Annotated in this window: 13 protein-coding genes; 6 read left to right on the forward strand and 7 right to left on the reverse strand. The window is 35.9% G+C overall.

Annotated features, from left to right (window positions below; translation table 11 throughout):
- Window positions 1-6: 6 nt before the first annotated feature.
- The 3 genes from BKH43_RS01775 to BKH43_RS01785 all read right to left on the reverse strand — a co-directional run bounded on the left by BKH43_RS01775 (window position 7) and on the right by BKH43_RS01785 (window position 3,632).
- A complete protein-coding gene (locus tag BKH43_RS01775; protein ID WP_095227914.1) occupies window positions 7-1,170 on the reverse strand; it encodes an FtsW/RodA/SpoVE family cell cycle protein in 1,164 nt (387 codons plus the stop codon).
- A gap of 801 nt (window positions 1,171-1,971) precedes the next feature.
- Window positions 1,972-2,937, reverse strand: a complete 966-nt coding sequence (locus tag BKH43_RS01780) for a TIGR01212 family radical SAM protein (RefSeq protein ID WP_095227916.1) — start codon at window positions 2,935-2,937, stop codon at window positions 1,972-1,974.
- A 2-nt stretch (window positions 2,938-2,939) separates the two neighbouring features.
- Window positions 2,940-3,632 carry a 5'-methylthioadenosine/adenosylhomocysteine nucleosidase gene (locus BKH43_RS01785; RefSeq protein WP_095227918.1) on the reverse strand — a complete coding sequence of 231 codons (693 nt, stop codon included), beginning with the start codon at window positions 3,630-3,632 and terminating at the stop codon, window positions 2,940-2,942.
- Window positions 3,633-3,810: 178 nt separating this feature from the next.
- Here BKH43_RS01785 and BKH43_RS08700 point away from each other — a divergent pair, with 178 nt between their 5' ends.
- The 3 genes from BKH43_RS08700 to BKH43_RS01800 are packed head-to-tail and all read left to right on the forward strand — an operon-like array spanning window position 3,811 to window position 6,167.
- Window positions 3,811-4,659, forward strand: coding sequence for an RICIN domain-containing protein (locus BKH43_RS08700; RefSeq protein ID WP_275542194.1), 849 nt, complete (start codon window positions 3,811-3,813; stop codon window positions 4,657-4,659).
- The gene (locus tag BKH43_RS01795) at window positions 4,656-5,450 is read left to right on the forward strand and encodes a cytolethal distending toxin subunit B family protein (protein ID WP_095227920.1); all 795 of its coding nucleotides are present in this window, start codon (window positions 4,656-4,658) and stop codon (window positions 5,448-5,450) included. Before BKH43_RS08700 ends, BKH43_RS01795 begins: the two co-directional genes overlap by 4 nt.
- Window positions 5,451-5,459: 9 nt before the next feature.
- Complete coding sequence (locus BKH43_RS01800) at window positions 5,460-6,167, forward strand: toxin (RefSeq protein ID WP_095227922.1); 708 nt, start codon at window positions 5,460-5,462, stop codon at window positions 6,165-6,167.
- Between the two features lie 1,072 nt (window positions 6,168-7,239).
- Here the strand turns inward: BKH43_RS01800 and BKH43_RS01810 are convergent.
- Both BKH43_RS01810 and BKH43_RS08450 read right to left on the reverse strand, forming a co-directional pair.
- Complete coding sequence (locus BKH43_RS01810) at window positions 7,240-8,739, reverse strand: disulfide bond formation protein B (RefSeq protein WP_095227926.1); 1,500 nt, start codon at window positions 8,737-8,739, stop codon at window positions 7,240-7,242.
- A gap of 10 nt (window positions 8,740-8,749) precedes the next feature.
- Window positions 8,750-8,914: a hypothetical protein gene (locus BKH43_RS08450; RefSeq protein ID WP_172402286.1), complete on the reverse strand. Its 165-nt coding sequence runs from the start codon at window positions 8,912-8,914 to the stop codon at window positions 8,750-8,752.
- Between the two features lie 433 nt (window positions 8,915-9,347).
- Here BKH43_RS08450 and BKH43_RS01820 point away from each other — a divergent pair, with 433 nt between their 5' ends.
- From BKH43_RS01820 to aldA, 3 genes are all read left to right on the forward strand, one after another.
- On the forward strand, window positions 9,348-10,820 hold the full coding sequence (locus tag BKH43_RS01820; protein WP_095227930.1) for a DASS family sodium-coupled anion symporter: 1,473 nt from the start codon (window positions 9,348-9,350) through the stop codon (window positions 10,818-10,820).
- 260 nt (window positions 10,821-11,080) lie between these two features.
- On the forward strand, window positions 11,081-12,553 hold the full coding sequence (locus BKH43_RS01825) for a DASS family sodium-coupled anion symporter (protein ID WP_216358488.1): 1,473 nt from the start codon (window positions 11,081-11,083) through the stop codon (window positions 12,551-12,553).
- Window positions 12,554-12,769: 216 nt separating this feature from the next.
- Window positions 12,770-14,218 carry an aldehyde dehydrogenase gene (gene aldA, locus BKH43_RS01830; RefSeq protein WP_095227932.1) on the forward strand — a complete coding sequence of 483 codons (1,449 nt, stop codon included), beginning with the start codon at window positions 12,770-12,772 and terminating at the stop codon, window positions 14,216-14,218.
- Window positions 14,219-14,322: 104 nt separating this feature from the next.
- Here aldA and aroB read toward each other — a convergent pair whose 3' ends face one another.
- Together aroB and BKH43_RS01840 are read right to left on the reverse strand one after the other, a co-directional pair.
- Window positions 14,323-15,360 (reverse strand): 3-dehydroquinate synthase, encoded by a 1,038-nt coding sequence (gene aroB / locus BKH43_RS01835; protein WP_095227934.1) that lies wholly within the window; start codon window positions 15,358-15,360, stop codon window positions 14,323-14,325.
- A 56-nt stretch (window positions 15,361-15,416) separates the two neighbouring features.
- Window positions 15,417-16,844, reverse strand: coding sequence for a potassium transporter TrkA (locus BKH43_RS01840; RefSeq protein ID WP_095227936.1), 1,428 nt, complete (start codon window positions 16,842-16,844; stop codon window positions 15,417-15,419).
- Window positions 16,845-16,874: the final 30 nt, after the last annotated feature.

Consider the following 16,874-nt stretch of genomic DNA (forward strand, 5'->3'; position numbering starts at 1 on the left):
TAAAACTTACTTTAACTTGACTTTTTTAGATAGGGCTAAGACTAGTCCTATGGCTATGCAGTTTGATAAGAGGTTAGATCCTCCATAACTTAAAAACGGTACGGCTATACCTTTAACTGGAGTTATGCCTACTATACCAAAGGCATTAATTATAAAACTTATTGATATTAAAAGAGAGATGCCTAGGCAAAAAAGATAATAGAAGCGATTTTTTTGTCTATAAGAAATGCGCAAGATTCTATAAACTATAAAAAAGATTAGTGCCACGCACACTACTAATCCTATAAAGCCTAACTCTTCGCTAATACCAGCTAGTATCATATCAGTATGCACATCACTTAAAAAGCCTAGCTTAAAAGTCCCATTACCTAGGCCTACGCCAAAAAAGCCACCATTATAAATGGCATTAGCCGCATTATGGATTTGATAAGGCTCTGGAAGATTATTAACTTGTAAGTCTTTTATGAAGCTATTAGGAACTATGGCTAAGGCTAAATCTTGTATATTTGCCCACCATGTCTTAAGACGCAAGATTCTATGTGCACTAGTTACTATAAATAGCGTCCCTATGGCTCCAAACCCTATCATGATAAGACCAAAAAGCTGGAAACTTCCTCCTGCAAATATTAAGATGATAATAAAGCTTGCACCTAAAAGCACAACTTGCCCAAGGTCATTTTGAAAGATAGCTATCATAAAAGCCATAACTGCAAAAACAAAGATGTGGGGTATAAGTATCATTATCTGATCTAAAAGGTTGTACTTGTTGTTATAGTCAAACTTACGCGATAAGCTCCAAGAGATAAAAAAGATATAGCCTACTTTAAAAGGCTCTATAGGGTTTAAAGAAAAGCCAGGAAATCTTATCCATCTTTTTGCCCCTCCAGCACTACTAGCTATGGAATCTGGTAAAAAAGGAAGTATAAAAATAAGAAGGGTAGAAACTACTAGGATGATAAAACCTACTATAAAAAACTGTCTATTTAGATCTAGGTAAGAAAGCGCCCACATGATAACTATCCCTATAATCCCAGTGATAAGTTCTCTTATCAAAAAGTGGAACTGTGAGTAGTGATAAAACACTATGGCATAAGCACTAAGCGAGTAGCTCATCAAAACGCCTATGCTTAAAAGTAAAGTCACATATATAAATAATCTTTTATCTGCCAAATTATTCCAACCCAAGATAAGAAAGTGAGATGTTAAAAGCCTTGATTATAGCGAAAATAAGGGGGTTAAAATTTAAAGTATTGATACTTTAAGTGGTCTTAAGTTTATTTTTTATGTATGAAGGAATCGTTTTTAATAAGCAGTATTAATCTTTCTTGTAATCTTTACAATCTATCATGTACTAAGGGCATATAAAAACGCCCTGTGACAAGTCTAGTGTGTAACAAACACTTAAGTTTTTTTATTACAGAATCTACTTTAAAAAAATCCTTATTCTTTGGCAAGGGGGAGAGGCGGCCTTATCTTGAACTAGGCGCTCTCCCTTATCCCCCTAGTTTTTATTTTATAAAATATTGCCTAGTAGTCCTCTACACATGCTTGTTTTTGCTAAAGCAAAAAGCGAAAGACAAAAAGCGAAACGCTACTTGAGCCCGTTTCATGCTGACAAAAATGGCGTTAAAAGGATGCAAGAGTACAGGCTTAGCCATTTTTACTAGAAACAAATCAAACAGGCCCTCCCCTTGGCTCACGCCAAAAAAAAGCCTTTTCTCAAGTTTTGCGGGAGTTAAGGAGGGGTTAAACCCCTTTCCCAAGGAAGCTTCGTTTTCGAGGAAGCTTCGCTTTGGTTAAAAAAATATATAAATAACAATGCAAAAAAAAAGAAAGTGTTGGAATAAAGAGTTGGTTAATGGTGTAAAAAATATTAGAATTACCTATATAAAACGATTGACTTTTACAAGAAAAAAAGCTTTTAAGGACAGGATTAAAGTGCTAAAAAGCTAGCTTACACAAGCTAGCTTTTTAGTAGTCTATACCCTCACTTCTTAGACGACTTCTAATGTATTTCATTTGTACATTTTTATCAAAACACCAAAGTGGTGCTATCAAGCTTTCATCATGCACGCCAGCACTTAAGCGTTGCACCATGATATCTTCAGGCACTAATTTCATAGAATCCACTATTAAATCAGCGTAAGCCTCTAAGGTGATAGGCTCATACTCGCCATTTTTGTACATATTAGCAAGCTTAGTTCCTTTAACGACATAAAGGGGATGGATTTTAATAGAATGCACTTCATAGCTAAGGATAGTTTTTAAGCTAGTAAGCATCATCTCACTTGTCTCATTAGGCAAACCATAAATTAGATGGGCACAGACTTTTATACCACGACTTGCAGTCTTAGCAAAAAGCTCTTTTACACCCTCCATACCATGCCCTCTATTTGTAAGTTTTAAACTATCTTCATAAACAGATTGGATTCCATATTCAAGCCATATCTCCTTACCCTCTTTTACATAGCCTTCAAGCAAGTCTAAGACTTTATCATCCACGCAGTCTACCCTTGTGCCTATGCTAAGTCCTATTACATTTTTATAGCTTAAAGCCTTATCATAGAGGACTTTTAAAGTGCTTAGTGGCGCATAAGTATTAGTAAAAGACTGAAAGTAGACCATATACTTGCTAATGTTAAATTCATTTTTATAAAAGGCGCTATGGTGGGCAAACTGGTCGCGCAAGTCTTTTAACTGGAGGTCTAAGAGAGGATTTTCACTCATCCTAGAGTTAATCTTAAAGTTATTAAAGTCTTTTTTGTTTAAAGCTAGGCTTGGAGAAAAGCTTTCATTTTTGCAGTAGATACAACCTCCTTTAGCCACGCTCCCATCTATATTAGGACAAGTAAAGCCGTTTAAAGATATAGGGATTTTACGTACTTTGCAGCCATACTTTGCTTTAAAGTAACGCCCAACTGTTAAAAGTAGTCGCACCTTTAACCTTCCATCATATCTAGCATTTTGATAACAAAGTTAGCACTAACTTTCGCACTAGATTCTAAGAACTCATCAAAGCTTACATCAGCACTTCCATCAGCACTATCACTTATGGATCTTAAGATGCAAAATGGTACATTTAAGCTATCACAAACTACAGCTACACTTGCTCCTTCCATCTCAACTACACTTGCTTTAAAGGTATCTTTTATCCACTCTTTTTTCTCTGCAGATGCTACAAAGCTATCTCCACTAGCTATGATTCCTTCTTTTAAGTCTATATTCATACTCTTAGCTACTTTTCTTGCAAGGGCATTTAAGCTAGCATCACTTTCCATATAAACTTTAGATTCTGGGATAAAGCCTAAAGGATGACCAAAAGCACTTATATCTACATCATACTGGCAAGTTTTACTCCCAAGTAGTAAGTCTCCTACTTTTAGATCACTTGCTAAGCCTCCAGCAACTCCGCTAAATATCACTTTTTCACAATCAAACTTTAGTGTTAACACACTTGCACTAAGGGCAGCGTGAACCTTGCCTATACGGCTATAAGCGATATAAAGAGTGTGGTTTTTATAGTTTACTTGATAGAAGTTTTGCTTTCCAACTTCTATAGTTTTATAGTCTTTAAAGTAGTTTAAAAGAGGCTCTATCTCTTCTTGCATGGCGCCTAGGATTCCTATAGTCATTAATACGTCCTTAAATTTATGGTAACTGGGTAAAAATTATAACCGAAACTTTAAAAACGATGAAGGTATAAAAAGCAAGCTTTATATATGAATGCCTTAGAGCTCTATTTACTATTTGTTTAAGATATATTATACTTTTTCATTCAGATATTAATAATCATTAGCTTTAAGGATCTAAATGATAAAGATTTTACTTACCTTTCCTTTACTAGCCTTGCTTTTTACAGCCTGTGCTAGCAAGTATAAAGCCACCTCTCAAGATAACACAAAACCAAATCTAAGCTTTGAAGGCTTTAAGATTATGGGTGATAGAGACGTGCTAGGCATAGGTTCTACTCCAAAGGAACCTTCAAAAAAGATGCGCCTTCTAAAGGGCACTGATAACACTTTAAAGCTTACTATGTTTAAAAAAGTAGATTCTATAAAACAGCCAAGTATACCTCCTAAGGGGAGTAATAATGGAGATGATATAGTAAAAGGGCCTAATGAGCCAGTAGATCCAAGTAATCCTTTTGATGATACTAAAGTCTTTTATAACACACCAGAAGTCTCTGACTATGTTTCTATCATAGGGCAAAATGATGCGATGATGACAGTGTGGGCACTAGCAGCAGGAAACTGGGTATGGAGCTATACACCTTTTAATAGCCTATCTTTTGGAGATGCTAGAACATGGCAGATTATCATTTATCCAAAAGACTTTGTTCAGATAAGAAACAAGATGACAGGAACTTGTCTTAATGCTTACTTAAATGGCGTAGTGCACACAACTTGTCAAGACACTAATCAAGCCCAGTTTTGGGAACTAAAAACCTTTGGTAATGGTGCTGTGCAGATAAAAAACTTTGCAAGTGGTGAGTGCTTAGCAAGCGATCCAAGAAAGGGTGCAAGCTACTATGCTATAAACCTTGAAGCTTGCCAAGACTACACTAACCTTTCACAGCAGTGGCAGATAACTCCTCCAGCTAACACAACAACACCTTTTAATATAAACACTAGAGATTTTTTAACTAAGGAGGGGAGATGAAACTCTTAGCTTTAATACTTTTAAGCTTCTCATTTGCACTAGCCGCCCTTGAAGACTACAACATCGCTTCATGGAATATGCAAGGAAGCTCAGCAGCAACTGAAAGCAAGTGGAATGTAAATGTAAGACAACTTATAACTGGAAATGCCGGAGCTGATATCTTACTTATCCAAGAAGCTGGAAGCTTACCACTAAGTGCTAGACAGACTGAAAGAGTAGTACAACATGGCGGTATACCCATACATGAATACACCTGGAATCTAGGCACAGCCTCTCGTCCAGATACAGTTTATATCTACTACTCGCGCGTTGATGTTGGGGCTAATAGAGTAAATCTAGCAGTAGTTACTAGAACTCAAGCAGATGATGTCTATGTGCTAGCTCCTCCTACTGTTGCTTCTCGCCCAATCATAGGCATAAGGATAGGAAATGATGCCTTTTTCTCAGCCCACGCCCTAGCAAGTGGCGGAAGGGATGCGCCAGCTATCATACAAGAAGTACATAGAAACTTTCAAAGCCAGCCTAATATCAACTGGCTAGTTGGAGGGGACTTTAATAGAGAGCCAGATTCTTTATATAACGCCTTAGAGCCAAGTATAAGAAGTAGAGTAAGTGTTATATCAACTACTGCTCCTACTCAAAATAGCGGGCGCACACTAGATTACGCCATAGCTGGTAACTCAGGTACTGGCACTTTTAGTGCCCCAGCCCTAGCAGCTATACTCATGCTTGCTAATATGCGAAGTCAGATAACCTCAGATCACATACCAGTTAACTTTAGAAAGTTTTAAGGAGAGGCTATGCAAGAAGTAATAAAAAGTGGATTTAAAACCCTATCTCTAAGTGTGCTTTTAACTATGGTAGGAATTTTTAGCATGGGTGCTTTAAATGCACAAAGTAAAGATTCTAAAGAAAGTAAAAGTATGGAATCTAAAAGTATAGAGGCTTACTTTGGAGCCTCTAGAGGAGTTAAAAGCACTACTCCTACTAGCAGTAAAGATAACATAAGACTACCTCAAACTGATATAGCCGAAAATGTAGACCCACTAGTTAGTATAAGAAGCCTTTATACTGGAGGTTTGCTTAGCTATGATGAAGACCCTAATAATCTTTTAGAGCAAAACTGGATAGTGCGTGAAGTAAACCTCCCTAAAGATATGGCTAGAAAATACCCTTTTGGAGTAGCACAGTTTGCAAACCCTGCACAGCCTGATATCTGCCTTATAGTTAGAAAAGATGGCAAGCTTGATACTAGCTCGTGCAAGCTTATACGTGCAGGTAACTATGAGAGTGCTTTTTCCATACTTCCAACAGCTAGCTCTGCAGTGCAAATAGAATCTCTTAGTAATAATGATAATGAGTGCTTAAGTGCGGGGAATATAAACGCTCCTACATCTTTTGAACGCTTTGGAGTTAGGGACTGTGAGAAGGATGAAAACAGCCAGATAAGACTAGAAAATCTTTTTAATATAGGTGTGCCTTATGTCGCATCTAAAGTTATAAAATAATATGGAATCTAGATTCTATAAGTAAGAGATTTATAAAATAGTAAGTATTTATATGGTTTTTAACGGGCAGCTATCTATGCACAATGAAGTTGCTAATAATTATAATTTTTTAAGGCCTATGGCATTATCGCTTTGTTTCGTGCTGACAAAAAAATAAAAACAAGTAAGCGTAGTGCTTACGCCATTTTTTTTACTAGAAACAGATATGAGCCAAGGCCCTCCCCTTGGCTCACGCTAAAAAAAGACTTTCTTGAAAGAAAGCCCTAGTTGCTTACGCAACTAGTACTAGTTTCAAAGAAGCTTACGCTTTCGCAGGCTTTGTGGGGAGTTAAAAAGGGGTTAAACCCCTTTTTTTTTATTAAAAAAAATACACAAATAATCAATAATGTGAAAAGAAAGTATTGGAATAAAGAGCTAGTAAACTTTATAAAAAACTAGTTAAGCACTTAAGCCTTTTAATTCCAGAATCTACTTTTAAAGAATCTTTGTCTTTTGGCAAGGGGGACAGGGGACTTATATTAGCGAAGCAGTCCCCTTTATCCCCCTTAGTTTTTATTTTATAAAATATTGCCCCCTAATCCCCCGCACGCTTGTTTTTACTAAAGTAAAAACGAAAGACAAAAAGACTTAAATGCTTCACACTTTTTTAAGTTGTGTATTGTTTGGCGAAGCACTACTCGAGCCTGTTTCGTGGTGTAAAAAAATGGAAATAAGTAAGCAGAAGCGCGAACGCCATTTTTTTGCTAGAAACGGATCAAGCGAGGCCCTCCCCTTGATTGCCGAAAAAGTACCTTTTTCGCAGGCTTTGCGGGAGCGGGGAGGGGTTAAACCCCTTTTTGGTTAAAAAAACAAACAAACAAACAATAAAAAATATAAAAAAGAAAGTGTTGGAATAAAAATTTAGTTAATAGTGTAAAGAAATTGGAGTTGCTTATATAAAGTGATGATTTAAACTATGTAAACACTAGCTTGTCATGACTTTTAATAAAAACATGACAAGCTAACTCTGATTTAGCACAAGCCTTTAAAGCTTGTACTAAAAAATATTTTAAGGTTGTTTTTTAACCCATAACTAAAACTCTAAAGTATAAAGCACATCTTTAGAATCTTCATAACTAGAAACTAAAAGCTTATCACCTATAAAGGTCATAGCACTTATGTTTGCTACTTCTTTAGGGATACCATAGGTTTTAACTATCTCTCCACTTTTAGGATCTAAGAGTATTAAAGTATTATAAGCCTTGCTTGCTGCATAAAGCTTGCCATCTTTATAAGCCATAGCAGTTATATAAAGCTCACCTAAACTTCTTTTAGCCTTTAAGCTAACACCCTCTCCTAAAGTTGGAGTGTACTCAGCAGCTAAGCCCTTATCGCTATCTAATGTAGAGATGACTATAAGTTTTTTGTATAGATTATTAGGCACTGTCATCATGTAAGTGTGAGTTCCATCACTCCTTGCACTTAAGACGTAGTAGCTACTAGCGCGGCTAGTTTTGAGATTATACTTACCTAGCTCATCAAATTTATCTGCTCCTTTTATGAAGTAACGAAAATTTGCAACTTTGTTAGCATGTGGATTTTCTTTAACATCGACATTAGCCTTATTCATACCAGTTACACGTATATGACCATCTATAAAGTTAGCACCTACAAATTTTTCTATAGTAGAAGAAAAGTAGTTATCAAGCACAAAATATGAAGAGATAGAATCTAGATTCTTATCTGTTATATAAAGACCATAATTTTGAGTAGAAACTAACATCTTGCCATTTTGATAGTTTAAATCACTTATCGGCGAGTTAAGTTTTAAAGTGCTTTTACGCTTAGAATCTACTTTTAAAACTTCATTTACAACCAAAGGAGAATCTGCATAGTTAGCATCAAACTTAGCATCCTTGCTATCTGCAAGCACGGGCAAGTTAACGCCTCTTTTGCCAAGGAAGTGAACCGGCCATCTCATATCACTCCAAGATTCCATAGACCAAATGGTATATTTTGGATTCCAACTATAACGCACTGGGTCACCTTGTCCTACAAAAGGAGGAGGACCAGAAGAAACAAAGGCTTGGATGATATTAGAGATGATGACTATAAAGAAAACCCAAAAAGCTATGATATTCATAACAGTTAGCTTTCTAAACTTAGCCTCTCCCATCTCATTTACAAAAGTTTTTAAACTAGGTGCAAAGAAAAAGATTATCCCAAGGAGTAACACAACTGCCCAAAAGACCACTTCAGCCCAAAACTGAGTATGAAGACTAAAGATAGCTAGGCCAAAGCCCTGCCCTATATCTTGCGTAGCGTGGCTTCCAAGATGATAAAAACTCTCCCATAAAGCAAAGGCTGTGATAACTAAAAGCATGGCTAGATACTTTGGTTTAAACCCATACCTAAGTATAAAAAGCACAGCTATGCTTATATAAATCATGCTTTGACGCTGACCCCAACAAAGTATGCAAGGAGAGTCTCCAAAAACATATCCAAAGATAAAGTTAGCTATGCCTACAGGAAGGGCTAAGATGCCAATTACTGCTAGTGAAAGGAGTACGTAAAATGTAGTAGTTTTTTGCATTTTCTCCTCCTTATAAGTTCATATTTGGCAAGATGCTAGAAACATGTATCAAGTAAATGATAATTGCTATAAGCCATGCGATGATAAAAAGCCCAAAAGCGACTTTTTCTAATTTTGGTTTAGCACATATCAATATAACTGAGATAAGTGCGATAACCATTCCTAAAAACTCCATGTGTCCTCGCTTAATATAAAATTTGCTTTTAGCAAGTAATTCTACATCAAGCCTCATATTAAACTACTATTTTTTATATAAATTTAACTTATATTTTACTTTATATTAACCTCTTATAAGAGTTATGCTTTTAGATTCTATCTCTAGCAAGGCTAGATAAGCAAGCATGGAAGGCATTTAAGCACACATCTACTAAAAAGATAATGTTTTTCTAATAAAGGTAGCATTTTTACTCATATTTATATAATTATGATTAAAAACTACTCATTTTAATTTTTATAATAAAAAAAGTAAAGTTTTAATTTATTTATTTAAAAAATATAGAATCTAAAAAATTTTTATAAGCATTATTCCTCCTTGATAAATTTATCTTATCTCTTAATTTAAGGTTATAATAGCACTGCTTTTTTTATTTTTATATAAAGGTTAATATATGGCAAACCAAAGTATTAAATCTAAGGCTATAAAGATAATCATACCCATAGTAGTAGGTATCATCATAGCCTTTCTACCAACGCCCCATGGCCTAAGCGATCATGCATGGGTATATTTAGCGATCTTTATAGGTCTAGTTATAGGCCTTATCTTAGAGCCTATACCTTCAGCTTTTATAGGACTTATAGCAGTTACTGTAGCTGTACTTTTTAGAGTAGGACCAGTTGGGTCAGGAGAGCATCTTGCCAAGGCAGGTCCAGCACTTCACTGGGGACTTAGTGGCTTTTCTAACGCTGTAGTTTGGCTTATCTTTGCAGCCTTTATGATAGGTATAGGCTTTTCTAAAAGTGGTTTAGGAAGACGTATAGCCCTAGCTTTAGTTAGTAAACTTGGAAAAAGAACTTTAGGACTAGGTTATGCCGTAGCTATAGCTGATGGAATCTTAGCTCCCTTTATCCCTAGTAATGCTGCTAGAAGTGGAGGCACATCTTACCCTATAGTTACAAGTATCGCGCAGATGTATGAAAGCACTCCAGATCATAATCCTAGAAAGATAGGATCTTATCTTTCTTATACTGCACTAGCTGTAACTTGTGTTAGCAGCTCTATTTTTTTAACTGGTCAAGCACCTAACCCTTTAGCCTTAGAGCTTGCTGCTAAGGCAGGAGTTAGTGTGCCTGACTGGTTAGGCTGGTTTTTAGCTATGTTGCCAGTTAGTATCATCCTTTTTTTAATCACTCCTTTACTAGTCTACTGGTTTTATCCCCCTACTTTAAAAGGCTCTCCTGAGATAACTAAGTGGGCAAAAGATGAGCTAGAAAAGTCAGGCAAGATGCATAAAGAAGAATGGTTTATGATAATCATCTCCATAGTAGCCCTTGTGCTTTGGATAGGTGGAGGCTTTTTTGGAGTTAACTCAACTACAACAGCCTTAATAGTAATAATTGCCATGGTGTCTTTAAAAGTCATAAGCTGGCAAGACTTCCTTGGTAATAAACCTGCATGGAATGTCTTAACTTGGTTTGCTACCTTAGTAACTATGGCAGGAGGCCTTAAAAATGTAGGTTTTATAGAGTGGCTTGCTACTAAGTTTGAACTCTTGCTTCATGGTTTTCCACCACTTATGGCAGTCATAGGATTAATCTTACTTTTTAGCTTCCTTCGCTACTTCTTTGCTTCAGGAACCGCTTTTGCAACAGCAGCAGTGGCTATCTTTGTAGTACTAGCCCAAAGTATACCTGGTACTAATCCTTCAGAAACTATGTTACTTATGATTTTGCCTATGGGTTTTGTTGGAATCTTAACTCCTTATGGAACAGGTCACAGTCCTATATGGTTTGCTAGTGGATATATAAAAACGGGTGCTTTTTGGGGACTAGGGCTTTTGTTCACAGTTATCTATCTAATCATTTATCTAGTAGTTGGTATGCCTTGGATAAGTTTTATCTTCCCTCATCTTGGGATGAAGTAAGCTTGCTTAGAGTTAATGTAATTAAGTCTTGTTGAAAAACAAGGCTTAAATATAAATCCTCTTGTAATAAAAAAGTGAGAAGTTTTTATACATGGGGATTTTTCTTAGTCTTAAATCATGTTTCTAAAAGCTTCAAAGGTATAGAATCTCCCATCAGTTTTTTTACATGACGCAAGAAACTACAAATATAAACTAACAAAATATTCTTGTAAGTACTTTTATACCCGCTTCCCTAACTAGTAAAAAAGGAATCTAATATCATGAAACAAGCCTCTACTAAATCAAAAATAATAAAGATGATAGTAACCATCCTAGTTGGTGTAATAATCTTTCTTATCCCAACTCCTCATGGCCTAAGTGTGCATGCTTGGGGATATCTAGCCTTATTTATAGCTTTAATCGTTGGACTTATCTTAGAGCCTATAGCACCAGCCTTGCTTAGTCTTATAGCTGTAGGCCTAGCCATACTTTTAAAGATAGGTCCAGTTGGCACAGAACATGGAAGTGTGGGTTCTCATGCCGCTATAGAATGGGGGTTAAGTGGCTTTTCTAACACGGTAGTTTGGCTTATCTTTTCAGCCTTTATGATAGGTATAGGCTTTTCTAAAAGTGGTCTAGGACGTCGCATGTCTTTATATCTAGTTAGCAAACTTGGTAAAAGAACACTAGGGCTAGGCTACGCCATAGCCATCATAGATGGAATCTTAGCGCCCTTTATCCCTAGTAATGCCGCTAGAAGTGGAAGCACTTATCCTATCATCTCAAGCATACCGCCTATGTTTGATAGCACGCCTGAAAACAACCCTAGAAAGATAGGCTCCTACCTTGCCTACACAGCTTGTGCTACATGCTGCGTTAGTAGCTCTATCTTTTTAACAGCCTCTTCATCTAACTCACTAGCCCTAGCCTTTATCACAAAAGCTGGTATGGCAGTGCCTAACTGGCTAAGCTGGTTTGTAGCTATGCTGCCAGTTAGTATCATACTTTTTTTATTAACGCCTTTATTAGTTTACTGGTTTTATCCACCCACTTTAAAGGGCTCTCCTGAGATAGTCACTTGGGCTAAGGATGAGTTAAAAAGTATAGGTAAAGTAACACTTAGTGAGTACTTAATGCTTTTAATTTCCATAGTAGCCCTTGTGCTTTGGATAGGTGGAAGCTACTTTGGTATAAACGCAACTACAACTGCACTAGTAGTCGCCATAGCCATGGTAGTTTTAAAAGTTATCTCTTGGAATGACTTCTTATCTAACAAACCTGCATGGAATGTCATGGTCTGGCTTGCTACTTTAGTAACTATGGCAGGGGGACTTAAAAATGTAGGTTTTATAGAGTGGATATCTACTAAGTTTGAACATCTTTTTATTGGATTCCCACCGCTTGTAGCTATCATTGGCCTAGTTTTGCTTTTTAGCTTTTTGCGTTACTTCTTTGCTAGTAATACTGCCTTTGCCACTGCTTTTATGACTATCTTTGTTATCTTAGCTCAAAGTATCCCAGGAACTGATCCGATAAAAACTGTGCTTTATTTAGTACTGCCTATGGGCTTTGTTGGAATCTTAGCACCTTATACTACAGGACCTACTACTGTTTGGTATGCTAGTGGTTATATCAAATCAAGCAGCTTTTGGCGTCTAGGTATAACTTTTGGCGTGATATATCTTGCTATCTTTATAATAGTTGGCATGCCTTGGGTTAGCTTTATCTACCCTTATCTTAGCTTTTCAAAATAAAGTGAAGCTTTCTAAAATATCTATATTTAAGAAAGCTCCTTTAGTTATAGAATCTATCACATTAAACTTATAGTACGTATATACAAACCTAGTTCATATATACGTTACACTTTTTCCAAAAAATACTAATTGCCTCTAGTAGTTTATAGCTTTTACTTTTGCATTTTCTAAAGCTACTATAGAATGAAAATACAAATTCGTAATTAAGGAAAAAGCATGCGTACTTATCAGATGTATATAGATGGCGCCTTTGTTTCAAGTAAAAATGATAAAACTATAGAAGTTATAAATCCAGCCACAAAACAAGTCATATCTCACATACCAGCAGCAAGTGAACACGAGGTAGAAGAAGCCATAGCCTCTAGTAAAAAAGCTCAAAAAGCTTGGGAAGCCTTGCCAGCAATTGAACGTGCGAGTTACCTTAAAAAGATAGCTAATGAGATAAGGGAAAATGCAGAGATGCTAGCTCAAGTTATCACAGAAGAACAAGGTAAAATCATCTCTCTAGCGCGTGTTGAAGTAAACTTCACAGCTGACTATTTAGACTATATGGCAGGCTGGGCTAGACGTTATGAAGGAGAGATACTTCAAAGTGATAGACCTAATGAAAACATATTTATATTTAGACAAGCCATTGGAGTTACAAGTGGAATCTTACCTTGGAACTTTCCTTTCTTTCTTATAGTTAGAAAGCTAGCCCCAGCTCTTGTAACTGGTAATACCATAGTTATAAAAGCAAGTAGTGAAACCCCAAATAACGCCTTTGAGTTTGCAAAACTAGCTCATAAAGTTGGCCTTCCTAAGGGTGTGTTTAACCTAGTAAGTGGAAGTGGAAGCACAGTTGGTAACATACTAGCAGGTCATAAAGACATAGGCATGGTTAGCTTTACAGGTAGTGTAGAAACAGGCGTGAAAATCATGGAAGCTGCTAGTAAAAACATAGTGAAAGTTAACTTAGAACTTGGCGGTAAGGCTCCAGCTATAGTTTGCAAAGATGCAAATCTTGATGCAACTGTAGAGTACATAAAAAACTCTAGGGTTATAAATACAGGTCAGGTTTGTAACTGTGCTGAGAGGGTTTATGTACAAAAAGATGTAGTAGATGCTTTTACCAAAAAAATGGTAGAGGCTATGAAGCATGTTAAGTATGGGAATCCAACTGATGAAAAAGTAGATATGGGGCCATTAATTGATGAAAAGGCTGTAAAAAACATAGATGGTATGGTTGAGAGGGCTAAAAAAAGTGGTGCTAAAGTCCTAACTGGTGGTCACGTAGGGAGTAATAAGGATGGTTTTTACTACGAGCCAACAGTAGTAACTGACTTAAATCAAAAAAGTGAGCTTATACAAGAAGAGATCTTTGGCCCAGTCTTGCCTATAGTTACTTTTGATACCTTAGATGAGGCTATAGAGATGGCAAATGATAGTGAGTATGGTCTAACTTCAAGTATCTATACTCAAAATCTTGATATCGCTATGAGGGCATGTCGTGAGATAAAGTTTGGTGAAACTTATATCAATCGTGAAAATTTTGAAGCCATGCAAGGATTCCACGCTGGATTTAGAAAAAGTGGTATAGGTGGGGCTGATGGAAAACACGGCCTTGAAGAGTACTTAGCCACTCACGTAGTCTATCTTCAATATGACCTAAAGAAAAACTTTTAGTTTTTATAAAAAATAGCTAGCTTTTAGTTTTAAAATGCTAGCTAGTAGTAAAGTTAGAATCTAACTTTACTACTTTGAAAACTTAGCCATCAACTAGGCTATGCCTAAACAAACTCATTTAAAACTTCTAGTACTAACTCTTTTGGCACGTTATCATGCACCTTAAGCCCTTCATCATCAAGCAATACAAAGTGCAGTGTAGAATCTACGCTTTTTTTATCTAGGAAAAAGCTTTCATAAAAAGAGCTCACATCTTTTATCTTATAAGTTGTAGGAAGTGAAAATATATTAATCATAGATTCTATAAAGTCAACCTTTCTAGATTCTAAGATACCCATCTTATAAGAAAGCCTATTTGCCATTATCATCCCAACAGCTACAGCTTCTCCATGAAGCAAGGTTTTATAGTTAGTTTCTAACTCTATGGCGTGGGCAAAAGTGTGGCCGTAGTTTAAAAGTGCACGCTTATTAAGACGCTCTGTCTCATCTTCTAGCACTACTTTAGCTTTTAGTTCTATAGCATAGGCTATAAAGCTTTCTAAGTCATTAACACTAAAGTTTTCTAAAGCACTAAAATCAAAACCTGCAAACATCTTTATCATCTCAGCTACGCCTGCATTAAACTCTCTTTTAGGCAAGGTTTGTAAAAAAGTTAGATCAACATAGACTGCACGCGGCTGATGAAAAAGGCCCACTAGATTCTTACCATAGGCGTTATTAATGCCGCATTTCCCACCTACACTTGCATCACACATACCTAAAAGTGTAGTTGGTATGCTTATAAAGTCTATACCTCTTTGATAGATTCCACTAGCAAAGCCCACCATATCAGTTATAACCCCTCCTCCTAGGGCTATCATGAGAGAGTTTCTATGAAGCTTGGCTTTAAAAGCAGTATCAAGTATAGTTTCTATACTTTGCATATTTTTAGTTTCTTCCCCATCTTCAAGCACACAAGTTGCTATCTCAAAACTTTTTTCTCTAAAAGAATCTTTTAGCAAACTAACAAGGCTATCAAGATAGTACTTAGCTATAACTTTTGAAGTAACTATCAAAACGCTAGAGTTAACTTCAAGCTCATTTAGTGGCCCTACAAAAACGCTGTAGGGGTTGTTTTTTAGATCTAGTTTAATCTCTATCATAAAATCTTCCTTTAGTGATATTAGGATACTTACTTTAAAGTATAACTTACTCTAGCTTACAAGTCTTCTACTATAGGAACGAAAATCTGCGGGTTATTATCAAGTAAAAAAGATAGGGCTTCTATGTTGGTTTTTAAAAAAGCAAAGGCTTTAGTCTTAGTTATATTTTTAGTAAAAGGCATAAACTGAAATACTGGGACTTTTAAAGTTTTAAGATGAAAGAGTGGATTTTTAGAAGTGACTTTTAGATAGCGTATATTTTTATTATAGATTCTAGCGACGTTTTGATAGCCCTCTTCCACACTAGGATCAAAGTGTCCATCTGGCTCATAGTCATAAACTTTTATCTTTAAGTCTAACTGCTTACTTATATCAAATATAACTGAGGTTAGATTATTACCCTCTTTTATAGTGCCATTTATAATAACTAAGCTTTCTTTTACTTCTTTTAAAGAGTGACTTCCTAGCTTTAAAACAGGTCTTAAACAAGAGTGAAGCACTTTTCTGTTACTTTTTTTAGTAAAGATCTCCTTACTAACTATGATAAGCCCTATCTTTTTAACCTTATGAGATTCTATAAGTTTTTTAAAACTCCTACCGCCATGTTCTATATTAACTACTACATCTTCACTATCAAAGTCTTTTATCTCTTTTAAAAACTTAAAATCACAAGTATTAAAAACATTGATATAAAGCCTAAAAGACTTTAACTTACTATGGATAAAAAGGGCTTCTTGTATAGCATAAAGTATGCTTTCTTTACTTTGTACTAGCATATCTATATAGAGATGGATATCATGTCCAAAAGGTAAGGGAAACTGACCTATATCTGATTTGATGTGATTAAAGATGCTAGTTAAAACCTTAGGCTCACCAGCTGTTAGTAAAACATCACCTGCTTTTATCATAAGGGAGTTTTTAGCTAGCAAGAACTTCCTTGCCCTATAGATTCCAACTATCTTCCAGTCTTTTTGTTCTATCGAGCCTATTTGTCTATAAGCATAGATGCTGCCAGTTGGCACACCTATCTCCATTAGCTCGCCTTGTTCTAGTCCAAAGCCTCTAGGTACTGTTGGAGTGTTAGGAAGTCTAGCTAAAAGCTTAGAAGCAAGACTGCTAGTTTCTTCGATGATAACAAGGTTAGAATCCTTACTATAATCACAAAAACTTGCATACTTAAAGTTAGATACTATCCTTGCATTTTTATAACGCTCATGTAAGTACTCATAAACTATCTTTTTTTCTTCTAAGTCATCTACTATCAAAAAGATATCACTTATATATGGACCTAAAATCTGATCTAATCTAAAAGTACTAGTGTAATCGCACTCATAAAAACTAAAGGTACTAGGAAGGCTTACATCATCTTGAAGTTTAGTTTTTGAAAGCACCACATAGTTGTTACTACTATAATATTTATTGACTACCTGAGAGAGAAACTCTCTCCCTATATCCCCATCTATTACTAATAGTACCGTCTTCAATCATACCTCTTTCCATAACTTATAAGTTAA

It is taken from the genome of Helicobacter sp. 13S00401-1, assembly GCF_002272925.1.
In the GTDB taxonomy this organism is placed as follows: Bacteria; Campylobacterota; Campylobacteria; order Campylobacterales; family Helicobacteraceae; genus Helicobacter_I.